The following is a 22,681-nucleotide window of genomic DNA, read 5'->3' as shown; positions in this document are numbered from 1 at the left end:
AAACCCTCTCGCCGCGCTCCGCGGCAACGCATCACTAGGAAAGCGAAGAAACCCCAGAATGAGAACCCGCCGAGCCTTCGCCGCAGCTGCGCTGGCCCTCCCGATCCTGCTGACCGCCTGCGGCAGCGGTGACGCCGACCCCGCGCCCGCCAAGGCTGCCAAGGCCACCGAGAGCCAGAGCGCCCCGGCCCTTCGCGAGGTCTCCCACGACCTCGGCACCGTGAAGGTGCCCACCAAGCCGAAGGCCGTCATCGCCCTCGACGAGGTCGCCGGACTGACCCTGCTCTCCTTCGGCATCAAGCCCGACGCGGTCTACCTGGCCAGCGCGCAACCGCGCGCCCAGGAGATCCTCACCGCCAACGGCGTGGAACTGCGCAAGATCGAGGTCGGCAAGACACCCGAACTGGAAGCGCTCACGGAGGACGCGCCCGACCTGCTGGTCGGTACCGGCGCGGCCGGGGCCACCGGGCAGAACTACAAGAGCCTCAGCCGACTGGCCCCCACCGTCGTCCTGCCCATCGAGGGCGAGTGGCGCGAGATCGTGCGCCGGACCGCCGGCTTCTTCGGAGCTGAGGAGGTCGGCAAGCGCCAGATCGCCGCGGCCGAGACCGTGCTGGGCACCGCCGCCGACGCGGTGAAGGGCGAGCGCACCCTCTCCCTGCTGGGCAACTCCTTCGGGGCCAACAACTTCACCATGCCGCCGCACGTGCCCATCTCCACTCTGATCGCGGAGGCCGGCTTCACCCGCCCCGCCTTCCAGCAGAAGAAGGTGAAGGGCTACTCGGTTCCGCTGTCGGAGGAGTACCTGCCGGAGCAGGACGCCGAGCTCATCGTCATCCCGCGCGGCGACTTCTACACCCCGGACGCGCTGACCAAGAACCCGGCCTTCAAGGCCACCGGAAAGGTCGTCACCCCGGACGCCGACGTGTGGTTCGGCATGTCCGGCTTCGCCTTCTACGCGTCCGCCCACGACCTGCACGCGCTTGCCTCCGGCAAGGGCAAGCTCAGCTCGGCCGACAACATCCAGGACATCTGGGCCGCCTACCTGGAAGCCACCACCAAGGCCTGACTCCGAGAGCCGCTGCGCCGCAGCGGACACGCGGTGCCCCCCGTGGCCACGGGGGGCACCGCGCCACCAGCCGAGACGACAGGCCGAGGAGACGATCAGCCGGCGATGGCCACCGACACGACGAAGAGGAAGAGCGCAGCGACACCACTGTGGCTCCCCGTGCTCTTCCTGACCATATTCACCTTCTACACGGACGACCACGTGATCGCGGGCATCCTGCCCGAGGTCGCGGCCGGCCTCTCCGTCTCCGAGGCGACCGCCGGCCAACTGGTGACGGTCTTCTCCCTCACCATCGCGGTCGTCACTCCCGTGGCCGGTCTGCTGCTGGCCTCCACCGCGCGCAGGACCGTGGTGCTCGCGGCCCTCGCCGTGTTCACCCTCGCCAACCTCGCCGCCACGGCCGTCGATCACTACGCCGCGATGGCCGCACTGCGGGTCGCCGCCGCCCTGGCAGCAGCCGCCGCCACTCCGCTGGTCTTCGCCGTCACCGTCGAACTCGCCCCCGAGGCCCGGCGCGGGCGCTACCTGTCCGCGCTCGCCGTCGGGGTCACCGGCTCCCTCGCCTTCGGCGTCCCGCTCGGAAGCTGGATCGGCACCGCCTGGGGCTGGCAGGCCACCTTCGGGGCGATGGCGGCCCTGGGCGCGGTGTGCCTGGTGCTGGTGGCCGTATCGCTGCCCGCCACCGCGCCCAAGCCGCCCCTGCCCGTCCGCCGGCAACTGCGGGCACTCGCCGCCCGCCCCATCCTCCTGGCCCTGACCGGCGGCGGGCTGGCCATCATGGGCTCCGTCATGCTGCTCACCTACCTGGTTCCCTTCCTGGAAGGAGTGCTGACCGAGCCGGACGGAGTACGCGCCTTCGCCTTCGCCGTGCTGGGGGTGGCGGGCACCGCCGGGGTCTTCCTGGGCGGCTACGCCACCGACCGGCTCGGCCCCGACCGCACCATCAGCTGGGGCATGGGCGTCTTCACCGTGCTGATGATCGCCCTCGGGACGCTCTGGCTGCTGCGCCCCGTACCGCCTGCCGTGGTGCTCGCGCTGATCGCCCTGTGGGGCGTCACCGCCTACCTCAGCGCGCCCGCCGTGCAGACCCGGTTGCACGAGGTGGCAGGGGACCTCACCGCGCAGGCCCTCGCCCTGAACACCAGCTTCGGGTACCTCGGCATTGCCACCGGCGGCGCCCTGGGCGGCGTGATCGTCGCCCACGTCGACGCCGGCTGGCTGCCCGCCGCCACCGCCCTCACCTCGGCGCTGGCCCTGGTCCTGATCACCATGGCCTTCCGCGGGCCGCACGACACCGGCGCCCGCCCGAGCCCGGTCCAACGAGACGGAGCCGCCCCGTGAGCGTGCCGCCCCCCGACCCGACGCCCGTACCCACCACCCTGGGTGCCCTGCTGCGCCCCGTCCGGGGCCGACTCGTCCTCACTGCGCTGTGCTCGGCGGTGGCCGCCGTGGCCTCGGTGGTGCCCCTGGTCTGCCTGGTGGAACTCGCCCGGATCCTGCTGCCCGGCCTCACCGGGGGTCCCATCGACGAGGGCGGGGCATGGAGTGCCGTCGCCGTCGCCGCCGCCGCGCTGGCCCTGCGGCTGGTGCTGCTGCTGTGCGCCTCCACCCTCTCCCACCTGGCCGACGTGCGACTGGGGTCCCTGCTCCGCCGCAGGGTCGTCGGCCACCTGGGCCGCCTTCCGCTGGGCTGGTTCACCGAGCGCAACTCCGGCCTGGTGAAGAAGGCCGTCCAGGACGACGTCGGTGCCCTGCACCACCTGGTCGCGCACTCGGTCACCGAGCTGACCACCGCGCTGGTGGTGCCGACCGTGATCGTCGGGTACCTGCTGCTGTCCGACCCGCTGATGACCCTCATCACCCTGGTCCCGGTGGCGGCCGGCATGCTCGGCCTCAAGATCGCCACCCGGGGCACCACGGAGAAGCTCGTCGAGTACGCGGGTTCGCAGGCCCGCCTCGGATCCGTCGCCGTGCAGTTCACCGACGGCATCACCGAGGTCAAGACGTTCGGCACCCTCGGTCGGGCCCACGACGCCTACCGGGAGGCCGCCGAGGACTTCGACGACCGCCACCGGGACTGGATGCGCTCCAGCTCCGCCGGGGCGACCTTCATGGAACTGTCCCTCTCGCCGATGACCCTGCTGCTGACCACGGTGCTCGCCGGGGGAGCCCTGGTGCACTCCGGGTACCTCGGCGGCCCGTTGGAGCTGCTGCCCTTCGTCGTCCTGGGGCTGGCGATACCCGCGCCGGTGCTCGCCGTCGGCTTCAACTACCACGCCCTGCTCGCGGCCCGGGGCGCAGCCGCCCGGGTCCGCGAGGTCCTCGCCGAGCCCGTGCTCCCCGCACCGGCCGAGCCCGCGACCGCACCGGACGCCGGCGCCGCCCTGCGCCTGGAGTCCGTGGACTTCGACTACGGCGACCACGCCGCCCTGCGCGGCATCGACCTGACGCTCCGCCCCGGAACCGTGACCGCCCTCGTCGGCGCCTCCGGGTCGGGCAAGTCGACGCTCGCCAAGCTGGCCGCCCGCTTCCACGACCCGTCCGCGGGACGGATCACCCTGGGCGGCACCGACCTGCGCGCACTCTCCTTCGAGGACCTCTACGCCCACATCGGCTTCGTCTTCCAGGACACCACGCCGCTCGGCGTCTCCGTCCGGGACAACATCCGGCTGGCCCGCCCCGACGCCGACGACGCCGAGGTCCGGCGCGCGGCCTCCGCGGCACGGCTCACCGAGGTGATCGAACGCCTCCCCCGGGGCCTGGACTCCGTCATCGGCGACGACGCCGTCCTTTCCGGCGGCGAGTGCCAGCGCATCGCCATCGCCCGTGCCGTCCTCGCCGACCGGCCGCTGCTCGTCCTCGACGAGGCCACCTCGGCGGTGGACCCCGACAGCGAGGCGGCCATCCAGCAGGCGCTCAGTGCGCTCAGCGCGGGCCGGACCCTCCTGGTGATCGCCCACCGGCTGCACACGGTGCGCGGGGCCGACACCATCGCGGTGCTCGACGGCGGCCGCATCGTCGAACGGGGCACCCACGAGGAGCTGCTGGCGAACGGCACCCGCTACTCGGCCCTGTGGGCCGCCCACCAGGGCGGCCCAGAGCCCCAGCGGCCCGACGACACCACCGAAAGCGAGCTGTCGAACCGATGATCCGCTCCCTGTTCGCCCTGCTCGACCCGGCGGGCCGCCGCCAGCTGCGGGCCCTGCTGATCCGCGTCAGCGCGGCCGCCGTCCTCCAGGGGCTCGCCGGCTGCACCCTCATCCCGCTGCTCGGTGCGCTGTTCACCGACGACTGGGACGCGGTGTGGACCTGGGCCTCGGTCCTGGCCGGCCTGGTGCTGGTCCATCACACGGTGATGCTGCGCAACCACCGCCATGCCGGTGAGCTCTCCAGCGCCCTGCTGCGGCTGCTCCACACCCGGCTGGGCGAAGCGCTGACCCGCATCCCGCTGGGATGGTTCGCCGAAGGACGCGCGGCGACCGTCAACCGGCTGGTCACCAAGACCGCCGTCGACGTGGCCACCGCCCCCGCCCACCTGGTGGCCCCGGTGGTGGCGGCGGTGGCCACCCCGGCGACGATCGTCGTCGTCACCCTGGCCGTGCAATGGCAGATGGGGCTCGCCCTCCTGCTCGGCGCCCCGCTGCCGCTGCTCGCCTACCGCCTCTACCTCCGGGTCATCGAGCGCGTCGAAGACACCTGGGAGGCCGGCACCAACCGCGCCTCCGAGCGGGTCCTGGAGTACGCACGGCAGCAGCCGGTGCTACGGGCCTACGGTGGCGGCGGTGCTCCCCTGGAGCGGGCCCTCACCGACCAGGACGCGGGTGCCCGGAGCATGGTCCTGGGCAACTCCGCTGCCACCGCACCGCTCTTCCTGGCCCTCCAGACGGTACTCACCGCGGTGCTGGCCCTCACCGTCGTGCTCGCCCTCGGCGGCGGAGACATCGCGGTGCTGATCGCCGTGATGGTGCTGGCCGTGCGTTTCGTGGAGCCGCTGACGGCCGTGGCCGAGGTCGCCGGCGGCCTGCGCATCGCCGCCGTGGGGCTGCGGCGCTTCCGCGAGGTACTGGACACCCCGACGCTGCCGGAGCCCCGGCGGCCCGCTGCCTGCGGGCCGCCGTCCGTGGAGTTCCGTGAGGTGAGCTTCGGCTACACCCAAGACCGTCAGGTCCTGCACGAGCTGTCCTTCCGCGCCGAGCCCGGCACGCTGACCGCGCTGGTCGGGCCCTCGGGGGCCGGGAAGTCCACCGTGCTCTCCCTGATCGCCCGCTTCCACGACCCGGACGGCGGCGCCGTCCTCGTCGGCGGCCGGGACGTACGCGAGTTGGGCACGGAGCAACTGCTGAGCCGGGTCGCCCTGGTCTCCCAGCACCCGTACCTCTTCGAGGAGTCCATCGCCGAGAACATCCGGCGTGCCCGGCCCGGCGCGGGCCCCGAGGAGCTGGACCGGGTGGTCCGGCTGGCCCGCGTCGACGAGATCGCCGCCCGGTTGCCGGACGGCCTCGGCACCCGCGTCGGAGAGGGCGGGGCCACCCTCTCCGGAGGCGAGCGGCAGCGGGTCTCGATCGCCCGTGCCCTGCTCAAGGACGCCCCGATCGTGCTGTTGGACGAGGTCACCTCCTCGCTCGACGCCGTGAACGAGCGGCTGGTCCAGCAGGCCGTCGCCCGGCTCGCCGCCGACCGCACGGTGCTGGTGGTCGCCCACCGGCTGGAGACCGTCGAGGGCGCCGACCGGATTCTGGTGCTGGACGGGGGCCGCGTCGCCGAGTCCGGTTCCCCCGAGGAACTACTGCGGCTCGGCGGCGTCTACAGCCGCTTCGTCGACCACCGCCGTCGAGCCGCCGCCTGGCGTCTCACGGCACCGGATGAGCCTGCCCCCGTCCGACCGGCCCGGAATCCCGGCCCTGTCATCCCCACTCCCACCCCAACCGAGAACGGAGTCACCCCATGAGCACCAACCCCTTCGACGACGACAACGGCCGCTTCCACGCGGTGGTCAACGACGAGGACCAGTACGCCCTGTGGCCCGCCTTCCGCGAGATCCCCCCGGGCTGGCGGTCCGTCCACGGCGAGGCCACCCGCCAGGAGGTCCTGGAGTTCATCGAGAACGCCTGGACCGACATGCGCCCCCGCAGCCTGCGGGAGGCGATGGCCGCCGACCACACGGGCTGACACGCCGGGAGGGGGCGGAACCCGCCGCCCCCTCCCGTCCGAAGACCACGACCCACCGCCCCAGCGAACGACGAGGAACCCGCGGTGTCCTTCACCGGCAGGCACGACATAGCCGATGTCCTTGCACTCGGCCCGCTCCAGCACGGGCTGTACGCGCTCAACCGCCTCCACCACGACCACCCCCACGCCGCCGGGCCGGCGGCAGGGCCCGAGGCCGACGGCTACGCCATCGCCGTCCTGACCGACTTCCGCGGCCCGCTGGACACCGAGCGGCTGCACCGCGCGCTGCGCACCGTGCTCACCCGCCACCCCCAGCTGATGGCCAGCTTCCGGGACAAGGACCTGCCCCACCCGGTACAGCTCGTGCCCGCGACCGTCGACGTGCCCTGGCACGTCGCCCGGATGACGCCCGAGGAGTTCGACGCCCACGTCGAGGTCGCACGCGAGGCCCCGTTCGACCTCACCGCCGGGCCGCCGCTGCGCGTCACCCTCGCCCGGCTCGGGCCCGAACACCACCGGCTGCTCTGCGTCTTCCACCACATCGTGATCGACGGGTGGTCGGTACCCGTCTTCTGGAACGAACTCGCCGCCGCCTACACCGAGGACGGCCCCGGACCGGTCACGCCCCACCCCGCCTACCGGGAGTACATCGGCTGGCTGCGCCGTCAGGACGGCGCGGCGTCGCTCGCCGAGTGGGCGCGCGCCCTGAGCGGAGTCGGCGAACCGACCGTCGTGGCCTCCCGCACCCGGGTGGACGGCGAGCCCCACCGGGCGACCCTCACCATGCGGTCCCTCCAAGGGCCGCCCCTGGAGGCGTTGCTGTCCCGGGTGCGCGCGGCCAACCTCACCGTCAACACCGTCGCCCAGGCCGCCTGGGCCGTCCTCCTCAACCGGCTGACGGGGCGTGAGGACGTCGTGTTCGGCGTCACCGTCTCCGGCCGGCCCGAGGAGGTACCGCAGATCGAGTCCGCCATCGGACTGTTCATCAACACCATCCCCGCCCGGGTCACCCTCGACCGCGACGAACCGCTGATCGAGCTGTGCCGACGGATCCAGCGCGACGCCGCCCGGCAACGGTCCCACGGCTACACCGGGCTCAGCGAGATCCAGCGCGCGAACGGCTGCGGCGACCTCTTCGACACCCTGATGATCTTCCACAACACGCCCAGGGGAGCTGCCCGGGACACCCTGCGGCTCGGCGACGGGGTGAGCATGTCGCCGGTCTCGATGGACAGTTACACGCACTACCCGCTGACCGTCGTGCCGTTCCTGCTGGACGATCGGCTCTACGTCAACGTCGACCACATCGACGCCCTCCTCGGGGGGCTCGACCCGGGCCGGCTGGCCGAACGCTTCCTCCAGGTCGTGCAGGACATCGCCGCCGGCGTCGCCGACCCCTCCCGCACCAACCGGGACCTGGACGTCCTCCTCCCGGGGGAGCGCGCCGAACTGACCCGTCTGGCGGACGGCCCCCGCGTCGCCGAGCCCCTCGGACGACCAGAAGCCGAGGCACTGCGGGAGACCGACCACGGGGTGCACCGGGAGTTCGAGCGGGCCGCCGCCCGGCACCCCGACCGGGTCGCCGTCCGCGACCGCCGGTCCGAGGTCCGGTACCGCGAGCTCGACCGCTGGTCCAACGCCCTGGCCCGGCGGCTGCGCGCCCTCGGCGTCGGTCCGGAGACCCGGGTCGCGGTCGCCCTGCCACGCACCCGGGACTACCTGGCCGCGCTCCTCGCCGTGCTCAAGGCCGGCGGCACGCTGGTACCGCTCGACCTGGCCGCCCCCACCGACCGCAACACCACCATCGCGCGGCTCGCCCGCGCCCGGCTGCTGATCGCCCTGCCCGGGCAGCAGGACTGGTGGACCGGCCCGCGCTGCGCCCCCGGCACCCCCCGTGACGCCGACGCTCCCGGCGCCGCCGCACCGCTTGCCGGCGACACCCACCCGGACCAGGCCGTCCACACCGTCTTCACCTCGGGATCCACCGGCGAACCCAAGGGTGTGGTGGCCACCCACCGGGGGCTGGCCACTCTGCTGCACGCCCACCGGGCCGAGATCTACGGTCCGGTGACCGCAGGGACCTCGAAGCCGCTGCGGGTCGGGCACTCCTGGTCCTTCGCCTTCGACGCCGCCTGGCAGCCGCAGCTGGCCCTGCTCAGCGGACACACCCTGGAGCTCTTCGACGAAGAGGACCAGCACGACCCGGCACGGCTGGTCCGCGGCATCCGCGAGCGCGGAGTGGACATGCTGGACACCTCACCGTCGATGCTCGCCCGGCTCTCCGAGGCCGGGCTGATCGAGGACGGCCACTGCCCGCTGCGCATCCTGGCCCTGGGCGGGGAGGAGATCTCCCGCGCCACCTGGGACACGCTCGCCGACCTGCGGGGCACCCGCGTCCACAACTTCTACGGCCCCACCGAGATCACCGTGGAGGCCGTCAACGCCCGTGTGCGGGCGGGGGAAGAGCCCGCCATCGGCAGGCCCGCACCGGGCTCCCGCGCCCTGGTCCTCGGCCCCGACCTCCAGCCCGTGCCGCTCGGCACCCGGGGCGAGCTGTACCTGGGCGGGTCCCAGGTGGCGCGCTGCTACGAGTCCCGCCCCGGGCTGACCGCCGAGCGCTTCGTCCCCGATCCGGAGACCGGGGAGCGTCTGTACCGCACCGGGGACGTGGTACGGCGCGACGCGGCCGGCCGGCTGGTCTTCCTGGGGCGCGCGGACGAGCAGGTGAAGATCCGCGGCTACCGGGTGGAACTCGCCGAGGTGGTGGCCGCGCTGGAGGCGAGCGACGACGTGGCCAAGGCCGTCGTCGTCCCGTTCGCGAGCGGACAGGGAAAGGCCCTGGCCGCCTACGTGGTCGCCGCCCGCACGCTCGGGGAGACGGGCCGCTCCCTGGACCCGGTGGCGCTCCGCGACGAGCTGGCCGGGCGGGTGCCGGCCTACCTGATCCCCGCGCGCGTCACCGTGCTGGACCGCATCCCGCTGACCGTCAACGGCAAGACCGACCTGAGGGCGCTGCCCAGGCCCACCGGTGACCAGGCGGCCGACGGCACCGCCCGGCCCCCCCGCACCGCCACCGAGCATGCCGTCCACCGGGTGGCGCGGGCCTTGTTGGAGGCTTCGGACCTCGGCTGCGAGGAGGACCTCTTCCACCACGGCCTGGACAGCATCGCCACCATCTCCCTCGTCGGCGAGCTGCGTCGGGCGGGACTGCCCTGCACTCCGCGCCAGGTGATGGTGCACCGCACCATCACCCAGCTCGCCCGGGTGATCGACGCCACCCCTGCCCCGGCCCGGCCCCCCGGGGCGGCCGCCGGGGAGGAGGCCGTCCAGGAGGTGGCCACCCCGGTCCTGGACTGGCTGCACCGGCTGGGCGACCACCGCCGCTTCGCGCTCTCGCAGCTGATCACCCTGCCACCGGGACTCGACCTGGACCGGGCCGAGGCGCTGCTCGACGCGGTGCGTCGCGCACATCCCCAGCTGTCGGCCCGCACGGTCACCGGGGCGGACGGACGCCTGCGGTTGGTGAACCGCGCGCCCGGCGCCGCGCCGGGCGGCGAGCCGCCGGCGATGCTCACCGAAGAGGCCCACGAGGAACTGACGCCTCCCGCGGTGCTCGCCGCGGCCCGCCGCGCCTGGGACCGGCTGGACCCGGCCGGCGGCGCCATGCTGGCGGGCGTGCTGCTGCGGGAGAACCGCACGGGGCGGGACCTGCTGTTCCTCGCCGTCCACCACGCCGCCGCGGACCTCGTCTCCTGGCGGATCATCCTCGCGGACCTGGCTGCCGCCGCCGGCGACGACGGTGAGCCCGTCGTGATCGACGTTCCGCCCGAGCACACCTCCATGGCGGCCTGGTCCCGGGGGCTGGCCCGCCGTGCCCGGGGCCCGGAGCCGGCCCGGCAGGAGCCGTACTGGCAGGGTGTCCGGAAGGCGGTGGCCGGGGCGCTCCGACTCGCACCGGCCGCACCCTGGCCCCCCACCGGCACGCGGGGCGCGCTGCGCTCCCACCGGGTCCGCGCGGACCCGGACTCGACGGCGGCCCTGCTGCGCCACCCGGCGGCAACTCCCGAGGCGGCGCTGCTCGCCGCCACGGCACTCGCGGAAGCGACCTGGCGGGCCGCCCACTCCACCGGCACCGGCACCGAGGCCGGTCTGGCTCTGGTCCGGGAGGGCCACGGCCGCCGCGACGAACTGGTCGAACCCTATGTCAAGGCGCAGGACGGCGGGCCGGTGGACACCTCCCGCACCGTCGGCTGGTTCAACGTGCTCCATCCCCTGGTGATCGACCGCGCCGCGCGGCGCACCACCCTGGAGCACGCCGAACGCGACACGTCGAAGGCACTGCGACTGCTGTCCTCCGTACGCGAGGAGCTGGACGCCGTACCCCACGGCGGCTTCGACCACCCGCCGGTCCCGGCGGCCGGCGAGGCCGGGCCGGACGTCCTCTTCAGCTATCTGGGCCGCATCGACCGCCTGCCGGCCCCGGACGGCGCGGGGAAGCGCCCCTGGACCGCGGTCGCCGACGAGGCGCTGGTCCGGGAGTTCCCCGAGGACAGCGAACCCGAGCTCCGGCAGGCCTTCGCCCTGGAGCTCATCACAGCAGTGCATCCGGGCCCGGACGGACCGGAGTTCGAGGCGGCCTGGCGCCACGACCCCGAGGTCGTGGCCACCGCCGACATCGAGGAGCTGGCCCGGTACTGGGTGCGGGCCCTGGCCGTGCTGGCCCGGGCCGCCCAGCAGCAGGAGAGGAACTGAGGAATGAGCGGAACCATCGACGCGGGCGGAATCACCCTTGCCTACGAGGAGACCGGCAGTGGTGAGCCGGTCGTCCTGGTCATGGGCGCGGGCTCCCCGGGCAGGGTGTGGCGCCCGTACCAGGTACCGGCGTTGACGGCGGCCGGGTTCCGGGTGATCACGTTCGACAACCGGGGAGTGGGCGGCAGCTCGGAGTGCCCCGAGGGCTTCACCCTCGCCGATCTCACCGAGGACCTCGCCGCCGTCATCGAGCAGGTCGCGGGCGGCACCGCACACGTGGTCGGCACTTCCCTCGGCGCCCGGATGGCCCAACGGCTGGCGACGACCCGACCGGAGCTGGTCGACCGGCTCGCCCTGTTGGCGACCAGAGCGCGAGCCGACGCCGCGCTGACCACCTTCGCGCGTGCCCAGATCGCGGTCCAGCAGCAGGGCCTGGCCCTGCCCCCGGAGGTGTCGGTGGCACTGGGTGCACTCGCCAACCTCTCCCCTGCGAGCCTGCGCGACGAGGTCACCGCCGAGGACTGGCTCGCCATGCTGAGCATGGCTCCCCCGACACCATCCGCAGGAGTACGGCGCCAGTTCGAGGCCGCCCTGACCCACTTCCCCCACAGCGTCTCCGAACTGGGCCGGATCACCGCTCCCACCCTCGTACTCGCCTTCTCCGACGACCGGCTCTCTCCGCCGCACCTCGGCGTCGAAGTCGCCGAGGCGATCCCGCAGGCCCACTGCGAAGTACTCCCGGAAACCGGGCACTTCGGCTACTTGGAGCGCCCCGAGGAAGTGAACGACCTGCTGGTGCGCTTCCTCACCGACCGCTCCCCCGACCGACCCCGGCGCGGACACCGCCAGACAGGGGGGAGCCACTCAGGTCCGTCTGATGATTGATCTTGTAGCAGGTCGAGGAGAGTTGACGGAAGCGGCGTGGGAGCGAATCCCTTGTTGCCGCGGGTGCCCGGGCGTGCCGTCCCTGGCGTGATCACCGGCAGGTGGTCAACGGTGTGCTGTGGAGGCTTCGGACGAGATCGTCGTCCGGCCCGCCGCGAGCGCGCAGCGACAACAGCGAGCAGACGGGCGTGCGGCCGTGCGCCGTCCCGCGTGCGCGGACGCTTCCGAAGCCCCGGTCCCACGGCGCCGGGGACCGCCGGCCGGCCCGTCGGTCCCCGGTGACCCAACGCCGGACGTACCGCGCGAACCCTCCGTCCCGGGTGAGTGCCTCAGGCTCTCCCGGGAGCACCGGTGGTCCGCCCGCCGTGGAGGCGTCGGGGTTGCTCGCCCGGAGCCGATGGAGGCACGGATGACGGACCGGAACCGTTGCGGAACCAGGGGCGGGCCCGGTCCGGGGAGGCACCCGGTCGCCGCTGCTCCCCCGGCAGCGGCGACCGGCCCGGTTCTCAGCTCCCGTCGCGTTCCCGCTCGGCCGCCAGGTCCAACGCGACATCGATGATCATGTCTTCCTGGCCGCCGACGTATCCCGCCTCGCCGACCCGTTGCAGGATCGCGTGCGCGGGTACCCGGTAGCGTGCGGCGGCCCGTTCGGCGTGCAACAGGAAGCTGGAGTACACCCCCGCGTATCCCTGGGTGATCGCGGCCCGATCCGTCCAGGGCAGTCGGGCGACGAACGGACGGACCACCTCGTCCGCGGCGGCCAGCACCGCCTGGGTGTCGACGCCGGTGGGCACGCCCATCCGCTCCAGTACGGGAACGAGGATCTCGGTGGGCGCGTTGCCCGCGCCCGCCCCCAGGGCGCACAGGGTCCCGTCGATCTGCCGGGCGCCGGCCTCGTAGGCGGCGAGCGAGTTGGCCAACCCCAGGGACAGGTTCTGGTGCGCGTGGATGCCCACTTCGGCGTCCGCGCCCAGTTCGGCGACGAGGGCGGCCACCCGGTCGCGGGCCTGGCTCGGGAGCAACGCTCCCGCCGAGTCCACGACGTAGACGCACTGGCATCCCGCGTCGGCCATGATGCGGGCCTGCCGGGCCAGGGCCTCGGGGGTGATCCGGTGCGAGAGCATCAGGAAGCCCACGGTCTCCATGCCGAGCCTCCGGGCCGCCGCGAAGTGCTGGACCGAGACGTCCGCCTCGGTGCAGTGGGTCGCGATCCGGGCGACCCGGGCGCCCGCGGCGTGGGCCCGTTCCAGGGCCCGCACCGTTCCGACGCCCGGCAGGAGGAGCACGGCGATCCGGGCCCGGCGGGCCTCGTCCGCCGCGGCGGCGACCAGGGTGAGTTCGTCGGTGCCGGAGAAGCCGTAGTTGAACGAGGACCCGCCCAGTCCGTCGCCGTGCGACACCTCCAAGACGGTGACGCCCGCGTCGTCCAGGGCGCGCACCACGGCACGCACCTGCGGGACGGTGAAGCGGTGGTGCACGGCGTGGCTGCCGTCGCGCAGGGTGGAGTCCGTGATCCGTACGGGGGCCGGTGACGGGGTGGCTGCCGTGGTCATGTGGTCGACCCCTTCCGTGCGAGTTCTTCTCCGACCTGGGTGGCGGCAGCGGTCATGATGTCGAGGTTGCCGGCCCAGGGGGGCAGGTGGTCGCCGTTGCCGCGGACTTCGAGGAAGACCGCGACCCGGGCGTGGCCGTCCCAGTCGGCCCGGGCCTCGTCGTACTGCGGGTCGGCGCGCAGGGTGTAGCCGGGGACGTAGCGCCCCACGCGCTCCACCTGGCGCACCACGGATTCGGTGACGGCGTCGCGGTCGGCGTCGGCCGGGATCGCGCAGTAGACCGTGTCCCTCATGATCATGGGCGGCTCGACGGGGTTGAGGACGATGATCGCCTTGCCGCGGGCCGCGCCTGCGACCTCTTCCAGCGCCGCCGCCGTGGTCTCGGTGAACTCGTCGATGTTGGCGCGGGTTCCGGGGCCTGCCGACCGGGAGGCGATGGACGCCACGATCTCCGCGTACGCGACCGGGACCACGGCGGAGACGGCGCTGACGATCGGGACGGTCGCCTGGCCGCCACAGGTGATCATGTTGAGGTTGGGGGCCTCGGCGAGGGCGTCGAGGTTGACGGGCGGGCAGACGAACGGCCCGGTGGCCGCCGGGGTGAGGTCGATGGCCCGGATGCCGGCCTCGGCGTACCGGGGTGCGTGCGCGAGGTGGGCCCCGGCGGAGGTCGCCTCGAACACGAGATCGGGCAGTTCGTCCCGGCCCAACAGCCAGTCCAGGCCCCCGGCGGACGCGGTGACGCCCAGTTCCCGGGCCCGCGCCAGTCCGGCGGAGTCCGGGTCCACGCCGACCACGGAACGGAGGTCGATCAGTTCGCTGCGCAGCAGCTTGACCATCAGGTCCGTCCCGATGTGTCCGGGACCGACGATCGCGGCGGTCAGCACGTGTGCTCCTCGGAGAAGTCGGCGGTGACCGTGCCGAGTCCGGCGAAGGTCGCGGTGACGACGTCGCCCGCGACGACGGGCAGCGCGGCGGTGAGGGAGCCGGGGAGGACGACGTGTCCGGGCTCCAACCCGATGCCCAGGGGCGCCAGCGTGTTGGCCAGCCACACCAGGGCGTTCAGGGGGTTCCCCAGTACGGCAGCTCCGGCGCCGGTGTCCGCGAGGACGCCGTTGCGGTGGAGCAGGCAGGGGGTCGAGGCCAGGTCGACGGCGTCGAGGCGGACGGGGCGGGCGCCGAGGACCACCCCGCCGCTGGAGGCGTTGTCGGCGACGGTGTCCACCAGGGTGATCCGCCAGTCCGCTATCCGGGAGTCGATGATCTCCAGCGCCGGCAGGACGAAGTCGACCGCCGCCGCCGCCTCGGCCGAGGTGACGCCGGGGCCCTCCAGCGGGCGCTTGAGGACGAACGCGAACTCCGGCTCGATCCTCGGTTGGAGGAAACGGGCGGGGTCGATGGGGGCCGAGTCGGTGTGGAACATGGTGTCCATGAGGTGGCCGTAGTCCGGCTGGTCGACCTTCAGTTGGCGGCGCATGGCCGCCGAGGTGAGGCCGACCTTGTGCCCCTTGATCCGGGCGCCTTCGGCGAGCCACCGTTCGACCTGGAGCCGCTGGATGCCGTAGGCGTCGGCCGGCCCGAGTCCGGGGAGGGCTTCTGACGGCGGACGGACGGGGGTCCGCGTCGCGTAGGCGCCCAGGAGTTCGGCCGCGGCCTTCTCCCGGGTGTGCGTGTCCATGCTGGTTCCCTCCATGGCGGTCCTTTGCGTCGAGTCGGGGGCACCCGGCCGGCCCGGGCGACCGGGTCCTGGCGGGGTGCGTGGGGTGGGGCGACCGTCAGGCGCGCGCGTCCAGCGAGCGCACCAGGTAGGCCCAGGCGTCGGCGAGTTGGCGGGGGCCGTAGCAGCGGTCGCGCTTGGTCAGCGCCTCGGCGGGGTCGTCGTGGTGCCCGGCCGGGTCGGGGGGTGCGGCGGACGCGACGGTGAGCTGCATGCGGCACGCCTTCTCCAGGAAGATCGCCGTCAGCACCGCCGTGGGGACGTCGGGTCCCGCCGTCACCAGCCCGTGCCGGTGCAGGAGCAGGGCGTTGCGGTCGCCGAGCGCCGCCGCGACGGCCGCACCGCGTTCGGGGGTGTCGACGAGGTCGCCCGTCTCGCTGAAGCGCGCGATGTCGGGCGGCCAGAAGAGGGTTGCCTCGTGACCCACCGGTCGCAACGGCAGGCCCGTGGCGGCGAACGCGACCGCCGCCTCGCCGTGGCTGTGGACGACCGCCCCCACATCGGGGCGGGCCGCCATGATCGCGGTGTGGATGGGGTGTTCCAGGTGGACGCGGCCCTCGCCGCCCGTCGGCCGCCCCTCGTGGTCGATGCGGACGACCCGGTCGGCGGTGATCTCCTCCATGCCGTACCCGGCGGCCTTCAGCCACAGGTCCGTCCCGCCCGGATCGCGCCGGGACAGGTGCCCCCACACCAGGTCGGCGTTGCCGTGCGCGGCCAGGACCCGGCAGCCGAGGGCGACCTCCTCGGCGGGCGTCATCCCGCGTCCCCGGCGAGGAAGTCCCCGACGATCCGGTTGAACTGCCCGGGCTGCTCGAACATCGGCCAGTGGCCGGCGCCGGTGATCATGTCGAAGCGCGCGTTCGGCAGGATCTCGGACGCCCGGCGCCCCACCTCTGCGGGCGTGGTCGGATTGTGGTCGGTCCAGACCACCAGCGTCTCGGCCTCGATCCGTGCCAGTGCCGCCTCGTCCAGCATGTGCGCCCGGTTCTCCTCGCCGGGCTGCTCGGCGACCAGCTTGGCCTGTGCCTCCTGGGTGCCCGGCAGGGTGTAGTAGCGGTAGCGGCACTCCACGAGTTCGTCGGTCACCACGGCCGGGTCGACCATGAGCCATTCCAGCCGCGCCCGGACGCTCTCCCGGGTCGGCGCCGCCGCCGCCTTCGCCGTGACCGCCTTGACCCGGGCGTGGACCTGCTCGCTCTCCTCCTTGCTCCCCCGGTCCGACAGCAGCAGGCCCGCCCCGGTGACGGAGACGACCCGGCCCACCCGGCCGGGGTGGTGCAGTGCGGTGTGCAGGGCCGTCCATCCCCCCAACGACTGGCCCACGAGATGGGCGCGTTCGGCGCCTATCGCGTCGAGGAAGCCGATGAGGTGTTCGGTGAACAGCGGCGCGTGGTAGGTGACGTCGGTGGGCCGGGCGCTCAGTCCGTGCCCGACGGCGTCGAGGGCGTACACCCTGAGTCCGCGCTCGGCGAGCGGGACGACGTTGCGCAGGAAGCCCTCCGCGTGGCCGGTCAGCCCGCCCATCAGGACGACGGGGTGTCCCTCGCCGGCTTCGATGGAGCGGGTGCGCCAGCCGGCGGCCTCGCGGAATCGGACCTCCGCGCCCAGTGAATCAGTCCAGAACGACATCGGTACTTCCTTCTGCCAGGAATCGGTTGAGGAGTTCGTTGACCTGCCGGGGTCGTTCGAACTGGGGCCACTGTTTGGCGCCGGGCACGGTGACGACGACCGCGTCGGGCACCGCACGGGCGGCGGCCTCGACGACGTCAGGCGGGGTGTGTCCCGACTCGCCGCGGAGGAACAGGGTGGGGACGCTCAGGTGCGCCAACCGCTCCTCGGTGAGCAGCCAGGGCGTGTTGTCCGCCGCGCGCACCCGGCGGTGGACGTCGCGGGCCGCGGGCGGCCCGTAGAGGCTGGTCCGCAGCTCGACGAGTTCCTCGTCCACGGTCGTCGGATCGGCGAGCAGACCGCCGAGCCGGGCCCGGACGGCGTCGGCCGTCGGTTCCTCGTAGGCCCGGCCTCCCCGCCGGTAGGCCGCCCGCACCGCGTCGTCCGACAGCCGTTCGACCTCCGACTGGAGCCCGGCGGGCTCGATCAGGGCGAGCCTGCGGACCCGGCCCGGGGCCTCCAGTGCGGTGAGCGCGGCGACCCAGCCGCCGAGCGACTGGCCGACCAGATCGGCCTGGGCGAGGTCGAACGCGTCCAGCACGGCCCGTACGTGGTCGGCGAGTTCGCGGACGGTGTACCGCCCCTCGGTGCTGCGGCCGGTCAGGCCGTGGCCGAGCAGGTCGACGGCGATCGCCCGGCGGCCCTGTGCGGCGACAGCGGCCAGGTTGCGGGCGAAGGTTTCGAGGTGCCCGCCGCGGCCGTGGAGGAAGAGCACGGCCGGTCCCGTGCCCAGGGACACCGCACGGGTGGGCGTTCCGTCCGCGTCGACGTGCTCGACCTGGGCTCCGAGCAGGTCGGTCCACAGGCTCACAGGTGCTTCCGCAGGAAGTCGAGGGTCCGCTCCCAGGTGAGCCGGGCGGCCTGTGGATCGTGGTTGGGATGGGTGTCGTCGTGGTAGGCGTGACCGGCGCCCTCGTACACATGGACCTCGGTCGGATGGTCGCTGTGGCCGAGGGCCTCGCCGAGCCGTTCGACCTGGTCGAGCGGGATGACCGAGTCGGCGCCGCCGAAGTGGGCCTGGACCGGGCAGCGCACCCGGTCGGCGATGTCGATGCGGGAGCGGACGGCGCCGGTCGGGCTGTAGGCGGCGGGGAGTTCGGGGATGCCGTACAGCGGTACCGCGCACGACAGCCGGTCCGACTCCGCGGCCCAGACGAGGGCGAGCCCTCCCCCGAGGCAGAAGCCGACGACGGCGGCGCGGTCGGTGTCGACGTCGCCGCGGGCGGCGAGGTGGTCGAGTCCGGCCTCCAGGTCGGGAACGGCCTGCTCGTCGCGGGCGGCCAGGAACGCCTTGGCCCGCCGTTCCTCCTGGGTGGTGTAGTCCTGGGGCGGTTGGCCTCCGATCCGGCTGAAGAGGTCGACGGTCAGGACGGCGTAGCCCTCGGCGGCGAGTTGCTCGGTGACGCGCTGCCGGTGGGGGATGACGCCGAGGTTCTCGTGCGCCATGATCACTGCCGGCGGGCGGTGGGCGCCCCCGGTCGGCAGGGCCAGGTAGCCGCGGATCTCGACGCCGCCGCTGGGGAAGGTCACCCAGTCCGCGGTGATTGCAACCATGGTCTCTCCTTGTGTGCTGTCAGGTTCCGGCCCTGGGCGGGGCCGGCGGGCGGGCCGCCCGGCCCCGCAGTTCCTGCGTCAGGGCGGCGATGCTCTCCAGGCGGCGGCGGGGCATCCGGACGGTGGGGCCGCAGACGGCGACGGCTCCCGCGGGACGGCCCGCGACGAGGACGGGGACCGCCACTCCCGCGATGCCCTCGATGAACTGGTCGATCTCTATCGCGAAGCCCCGGGAGCGGCTGGCCTCGATCTCCTGGAGGAGCGCTCCGGGGTCGGTGATGCTGAGGGGGGTGCGCCGGGCGAGCCGCAGTTGCGGGACGATCCTCCTGGCCTCGTCCGGGGGCAGGGCGCTGAGGATCGCGCCGCTGATGCAGCCGTTGGCGAGGACCGAACGCTGGCCGATCGAGGACAGGGCGTCGGGGGCGTGTCCCACTTCGCGCCGGCCGGTGATGATCAGCGATCGGTCCCGCCAGTCGACCTCGGCGATCAGTACGGTCTCCCCGGTGGCACGTGCCAGTTCCTCGGCCACGCCCTGGGTGAGGTGGGCGAGGGCCGTCGTGGTCGACACCAGGCTGCCCAGTTCCAGCAGCCGGGTGCCCAGTACGTAGGCCCCGTCCTCCTCCTGGCGCAGGAACCCGCGCCCCACCAGGGTCACCGCGATGCGGTGGGCGCTGGTCTTGGGCAGCCCGGCGACCTCGGCGAGCTCGGAGAGCTGGAGGCGGGGGTAGGCCGCGCTCAGGGCGCTGAGGATGTCCAACGCCCGGTCGACCGACTGGACGCCGCGGCGGCGCGGACCGTTGTCGTGGTGTGCCATCGGAGATACCGCCTCACGCGCAGTAGGGGGGTGCCTCGCTGACGTTGGCCTTGGTGACCAGCAGGTTCGGCACGGTGGAGATCTTTTGTACCCCTTCCTCCTGGTGCATGAGCCCCACCACGTTGTCGATCGCCATCTCGCCGACGGACCTCGGGGTGTTGCTGACGGTCGCGGCGATCTCCCCGGTGCGGATGCCCTCGGTGCCCTCCGGGCTGCCGCCGTTGGTGATGACCTTGACGTCGTGGCGCTCGGCGGCCTTGAGCGCGGCGAGGACGCCGATGGCCATGTCCTCGTTGTGGACGAAGACGTACTGGACCCCGGGGCGGGCCTGGAGCATGTTCTCGGCCACGTCCTGTGCCTTGGCCCGCTGCCAGAACGCGGGCTGGTCGAAGACGACGCGCGCCTGCTTCGGCAGCGCCTTCTTGAAGGCGGCGTCCATCAGGTCGGCCGCCGCACCGGGGGCACCGCCGATGACGCCCACCTCGACGGACTCGCCCTTGCTGTCCTCGCCGAGCCATGTGCCGAGCTGCTTGCCCACGCCCGCGACGTCGGTGACCACGGCACCGAGGATCTTGGACTGGTCCACGGCGGCGACGGAGGTGAGGAAGATGGGGATGTTCGCCCGGTTGGCCCGGGCGATGCCGCCCTCCAGGGCGTCCATGTTGACGGTCTGCACGACGATCACGTCGACCCGCTTGGCGATCATGTCGTCGATGTTGGAGAGCTCCTTCGCCGGGTCCATCGCGGAGTTGGCGGTGAGCAGTTCCACCTTGTCCTTGGCGCGCGCCTGCATCGATCTGAGCAGACAGGTGTGGAACTCGATGTTGTTCCCGTTGACGAAGCCGATCGTGAGCTTCTTGCTCCGGTCGACGGGAGCGGCGTCCTTGCTCTGGCCCTTGTCCACGGAGCAGGCTCCGACCAGCAGTCCGAGGGCTGCGGTGAGGGCCAGTGGTGCGGTGAGGCGTCGGGTGGTGGTGCGGCTCATGACGTTTCCTTTCACCGGGGGGAACGAAGGGGGGCTCAGGTGCGGCGACCGCGCTGGTGGTTCACGATCGCGGCGATCATCAGGACGGTGCCGACGGCGATGTCCTGGAAGACGGGGTCGATCTGGAGGAGATTGAGCGAGTTGGCGACCAGGCCGAGCAGCAGGACGCCCAGGACCGTGCCGACGAGGGTTCCGCTGCCGCCGTGCAGGGAGGTGCCGCCGATGACGACGGCGGCGACCACGGTGAGCTCCAGCGGCAGGCCCCCCGTACCGGGGCTGGCCGCGCCGAGCCGGGCGACGAGCATGACGCCGCCGAGCGCGGCGAGGAATCCGCCGAGCGCGTACAGGAGCAGCTTGCTGCGGACCACCGGGATGCCGGAGAGCCGTGCGGCGCTCTCGTTGCCCCCGATGGCGAAGGCGTTGCGGCCGAACGCGGACCACCGCATCAGCAGCCCCACCACCAGGCACACCAGGACGGCGAGGACGACCAGGGAGGGGATCGCCCCGAAGAGCTCACCGAAGCCGAGGACGTCGAGGTGGTCGCCGATGCTGACGCTCATGCCGTCGAGCAGCAGCAGGGCGACCCCGGTGAGGATGGTCGAGGAGGCCAGGGTCGCCACGAACGGGGCGACGGAGAACACCGTGACGACACCCCCGTTGACCAGGCCGATGGCGGTGCCCAGGGCGAGGGCGACCAGGACCGCGACCCACTCGTTCATGCCGCCCTGGATGAGCTTGGCGACCACGGCGTGGGAGACGGCTGCGATCGCCCCGAGGGAGAAGTCGATGCCGCCCGCGGTCATCAGCAGGGTCAGCCCGGCCGCCAGCACGGCGACGACCGCGACCTGCTGCGAGACGTTGACCAGGTTGGGCGTGGTCAGGAAGACCTCGCTGTTGAGGGAGGTGAACAGCCCGATCAACAGCAGGACGCTGAGGAGTCCGACGTGTCGGGCGACACCGGGCGGCAGGCTCAGTCCGGTCCGGTCGCGGAAGGCGGATGCGGCGCTCATGAGACGTGTCCTCCTACGGTGAGCGAGACGAGATCGTCGCGGGACCACTCGTCCCGGTTCAGTCGGGCCACGGCGCGTCCGCCGCGGACGACGACCACGCGGTCGGCCAGTCGGCTGACCTCGTCGACGTCCGCCGAGGTCAGGAGTACGGCGGCGCCGCGGTCGGCGAGTGCGTCGACCAACTGGTGGATGTCGGCCTTGGCCGCCACGTCCACGCCGCTGGTGGGTTCCTCCAGCAGGCACACGGTCGGCTCGGTGTCGAGCCACTTCGCCAGCAGCACCTTCTGCTGGTTGCCGCCGGACAGGGAGTCGACGGCGGGGTCGGCCGACAGGGTGACGACCCCGTAGCGTCGGCGGGTGTCGGTGGCCTTGCGGTGCAGTGCCGCCCAGCGCACCAGCCAGGGCCGGTTCATGCCCCGGTCGGCCAGCGCCAGGTTCTCGTCGACGCTGAGGCCGGGGACCAGTCCGTGCAGCAGCCGGTCCCCGGTGACGCAGCGCAGCCCCGCCGACAGCGATGCCCGGACGCTACCGGCCCGTATCCGGGTCCCGCCCACGTCGACGGTTCCGGACGAGGGCTGCCGCACCCCGCTGAGCAGCGGGAAGAGTTCGCGTTGGGCGTCCCCGGCCGGGCCGAGCACGGCCACGATCTCGCCGGCGCGGATGGTGAGGTCGAAGTCCCGCAGCCGGGCTCCGCCGAGTCCGTCCAGTTCGAGGGCGGGTGCGCCGAAGTCCCTCTTCCGGGCGGCCGGTTCGGCGACCAGGCGGTCGCCCACCATGGCCCGGACCAGGGCGGGGAGGTCCACGTTCTCGACCGCCTCGGTCAGCGCGGTCCGGCCGTCCCGCATCACCGTGATCCGGTCGGCCAGTGCCAGGACCTCGTCCAGGTGGTGGGAGATGTAGACGACGGCCGTGCCCCGGGACCTCAGTCGACGGACCAGGTCGTGGATGCGGGCGGCGTCCGCGCCGCCGAGGGCGGCGGTCGGTTCGTCCAGGATGAGGACGTTCCCGCCGACGTGCACTTCCCGTGCGATCTCGACGAGCGTCTGCTGGGCGGGGGTGAGGTCACCGACGGCGGCCCGCACGGGCACCTCGACGCCCAGGTCGTCCAGGGCTCTGGCCGCCTCCGCCCGTACCTCGGCCCAGTCCACCCGGCCCTTGGCCCGGGGGAGCCTGCCGAGCAGCAGGTTCTCCGCCACCGTCAGCTGGTGCACCAGGGTGCGCCGCTGGTGCACGATGCTCACGCCGAGGGCTCGCGCCCTGCGGGGGGTGAGCGACGGGCTGCTCTCGCCGCCCACCAGGATCTCACCGCTGTCCGGGGACAGCGCCCCGCAGACGACCTCGACCAGCGTCGACTTGCCGGCGCCGTTCATGCCGGCGAGGGCGTGCACCTCGCCGGGGCGAAGGGTGAAGTCCACTTCCCGCAGGGCGTGCGCCCCGCCGAAGGACTTGCTGACCTTGCGGAGTTCGAGCGCGGACCCGGCGGTGGCCGTTCCTTTGGGCACGGT

At 73.2% G+C, this 22,681-nt stretch carries 18 protein-coding genes and 1 pseudogene; 8 read left to right on the top strand and 11 right to left on the bottom strand.

The window, feature by feature from the left end; translation table 11 throughout:
- Window positions 1–58: 58 nt before the first annotated feature.
- The 8 genes and pseudogenes from ACSMX9_RS27460 to ACSMX9_RS27425 form a co-directional block, all read left to right on the top strand.
- A complete protein-coding gene (locus ACSMX9_RS27460) occupies window positions 59–1,069 on the top strand; it encodes a hypothetical protein (RefSeq protein ID WP_445397955.1) in 1,011 nt (336 codons plus the stop codon).
- Window positions 1,070–1,174: 105 nt separating this feature from the next.
- Window positions 1,175–2,410, top strand: coding sequence for an MFS transporter (locus ACSMX9_RS27455; RefSeq protein WP_445397953.1), 1,236 nt, complete (start codon window positions 1,175–1,177; stop codon window positions 2,408–2,410).
- Window positions 2,407–4,218, top strand: coding sequence for an ABC transporter ATP-binding protein (locus ACSMX9_RS27450; protein WP_445397951.1), 1,812 nt, complete (start codon window positions 2,407–2,409; stop codon window positions 4,216–4,218). The genes ACSMX9_RS27455 and ACSMX9_RS27450 overlap by 4 nt, the downstream gene beginning before the upstream one ends.
- Window positions 4,215–6,017: an ABC transporter ATP-binding protein gene (locus ACSMX9_RS27445; protein WP_445397949.1), complete on the top strand. Its 1,803-nt coding sequence runs from the start codon at window positions 4,215–4,217 to the stop codon at window positions 6,015–6,017. Before ACSMX9_RS27450 ends, ACSMX9_RS27445 begins: the two co-directional genes overlap by 4 nt.
- Window positions 6,014–6,238 (top strand): MbtH family protein, encoded by a 225-nt coding sequence (locus tag ACSMX9_RS27440; RefSeq protein WP_351242143.1) that lies wholly within the window; start codon window positions 6,014–6,016, stop codon window positions 6,236–6,238. Before ACSMX9_RS27445 ends, ACSMX9_RS27440 begins: the two co-directional genes overlap by 4 nt.
- Window positions 6,239–6,322: 84 nt before the next feature.
- Window positions 6,323–10,990 (top strand): amino acid adenylation domain-containing protein, encoded by a 4,668-nt coding sequence (locus ACSMX9_RS27435; RefSeq protein WP_445397947.1) that lies wholly within the window; start codon window positions 6,323–6,325, stop codon window positions 10,988–10,990.
- Window positions 10,991–10,993: 3 nt separating this feature from the next.
- Window positions 10,994–11,875 (top strand): alpha/beta fold hydrolase, encoded by an 882-nt coding sequence (locus tag ACSMX9_RS27430; protein WP_445397945.1) that lies wholly within the window; start codon window positions 10,994–10,996, stop codon window positions 11,873–11,875.
- Window positions 11,868–12,009 (top strand): annotated as a pseudogene (locus ACSMX9_RS27425) (IS5/IS1182 family transposase); the annotation flags it as partial. The gene ACSMX9_RS27430 and the pseudogene ACSMX9_RS27425, both read left to right, overlap by 8 nt.
- Before the next feature lie 372 nt (window positions 12,010–12,381).
- Here the strand turns inward: ACSMX9_RS27425 and dmpG are convergent.
- The 11 genes from dmpG to ACSMX9_RS27370 all read right to left on the bottom strand — a co-directional run bounded on the left by dmpG (window position 12,382) and on the right by ACSMX9_RS27370 (window position 22,678).
- Window positions 12,382–13,428 carry a 4-hydroxy-2-oxovalerate aldolase gene (dmpG, locus tag ACSMX9_RS27420; protein WP_445397943.1) on the bottom strand — a complete coding sequence of 349 codons (1,047 nt, stop codon included), beginning with the start codon at window positions 13,426–13,428 and terminating at the stop codon, window positions 12,382–12,384.
- On the bottom strand, window positions 13,425–14,315 hold the full coding sequence (locus ACSMX9_RS27415; protein WP_445397941.1) for an acetaldehyde dehydrogenase (acetylating): 891 nt from the start codon (window positions 14,313–14,315) through the stop codon (window positions 13,425–13,427). Before ACSMX9_RS27415 ends, dmpG begins: the two co-directional genes overlap by 4 nt.
- Window positions 14,309–15,106 (bottom strand): 2-keto-4-pentenoate hydratase, encoded by a 798-nt coding sequence (locus tag ACSMX9_RS27410; protein WP_445397939.1) that lies wholly within the window; start codon window positions 15,104–15,106, stop codon window positions 14,309–14,311. The genes ACSMX9_RS27415 and ACSMX9_RS27410 overlap by 7 nt, the downstream gene beginning before the upstream one ends.
- A 97-nt stretch (window positions 15,107–15,203) precedes the next feature.
- On the bottom strand, window positions 15,204–15,902 hold the full coding sequence (locus ACSMX9_RS27405) for a class II aldolase/adducin family protein (RefSeq protein ID WP_445397937.1): 699 nt from the start codon (window positions 15,900–15,902) through the stop codon (window positions 15,204–15,206).
- The gene (locus ACSMX9_RS27400; protein WP_445397935.1) at window positions 15,899–16,774 is read right to left on the bottom strand and encodes an alpha/beta fold hydrolase; all 876 of its coding nucleotides are present in this window, start codon (window positions 16,772–16,774) and stop codon (window positions 15,899–15,901) included. The genes ACSMX9_RS27405 and ACSMX9_RS27400 overlap by 4 nt, the downstream gene beginning before the upstream one ends.
- A complete protein-coding gene (locus ACSMX9_RS27395) occupies window positions 16,758–17,624 on the bottom strand; it encodes an alpha/beta fold hydrolase (RefSeq protein ID WP_445397933.1) in 867 nt (288 codons plus the stop codon). Before ACSMX9_RS27395 ends, ACSMX9_RS27400 begins: the two co-directional genes overlap by 17 nt.
- Window positions 17,621–18,367, bottom strand: a complete 747-nt coding sequence (locus tag ACSMX9_RS27390) for a dienelactone hydrolase family protein (RefSeq protein WP_445397931.1) — start codon at window positions 18,365–18,367, stop codon at window positions 17,621–17,623. The genes ACSMX9_RS27395 and ACSMX9_RS27390 overlap by 4 nt, the downstream gene beginning before the upstream one ends.
- 19 nt (window positions 18,368–18,386) lie before the next feature.
- Complete coding sequence (locus ACSMX9_RS27385; protein ID WP_445397929.1) at window positions 18,387–19,181, bottom strand: IclR family transcriptional regulator; 795 nt, start codon at window positions 19,179–19,181, stop codon at window positions 18,387–18,389.
- Window positions 19,182–19,194: 13 nt separating this feature from the next.
- A complete protein-coding gene (locus ACSMX9_RS27380) occupies window positions 19,195–20,166 on the bottom strand; it encodes a sugar ABC transporter substrate-binding protein (protein ID WP_445397927.1) in 972 nt (323 codons plus the stop codon).
- 35 nt (window positions 20,167–20,201) lie between these two features.
- On the bottom strand, window positions 20,202–21,176 hold the full coding sequence (locus ACSMX9_RS27375; protein ID WP_445397925.1) for an ABC transporter permease: 975 nt from the start codon (window positions 21,174–21,176) through the stop codon (window positions 20,202–20,204).
- Complete coding sequence (locus tag ACSMX9_RS27370; RefSeq protein WP_445397923.1) at window positions 21,173–22,678, bottom strand: sugar ABC transporter ATP-binding protein; 1,506 nt, start codon at window positions 22,676–22,678, stop codon at window positions 21,173–21,175. The genes ACSMX9_RS27375 and ACSMX9_RS27370 overlap by 4 nt, the downstream gene beginning before the upstream one ends.
- Window positions 22,679–22,681: the final 3 nt, after the last annotated feature.

The sequence above is a fragment of the Streptomyces sp. LE64 genome (genome assembly GCF_052606915.1).
This window is presented reverse-complemented; position numbering and strand designations above follow the sequence as displayed.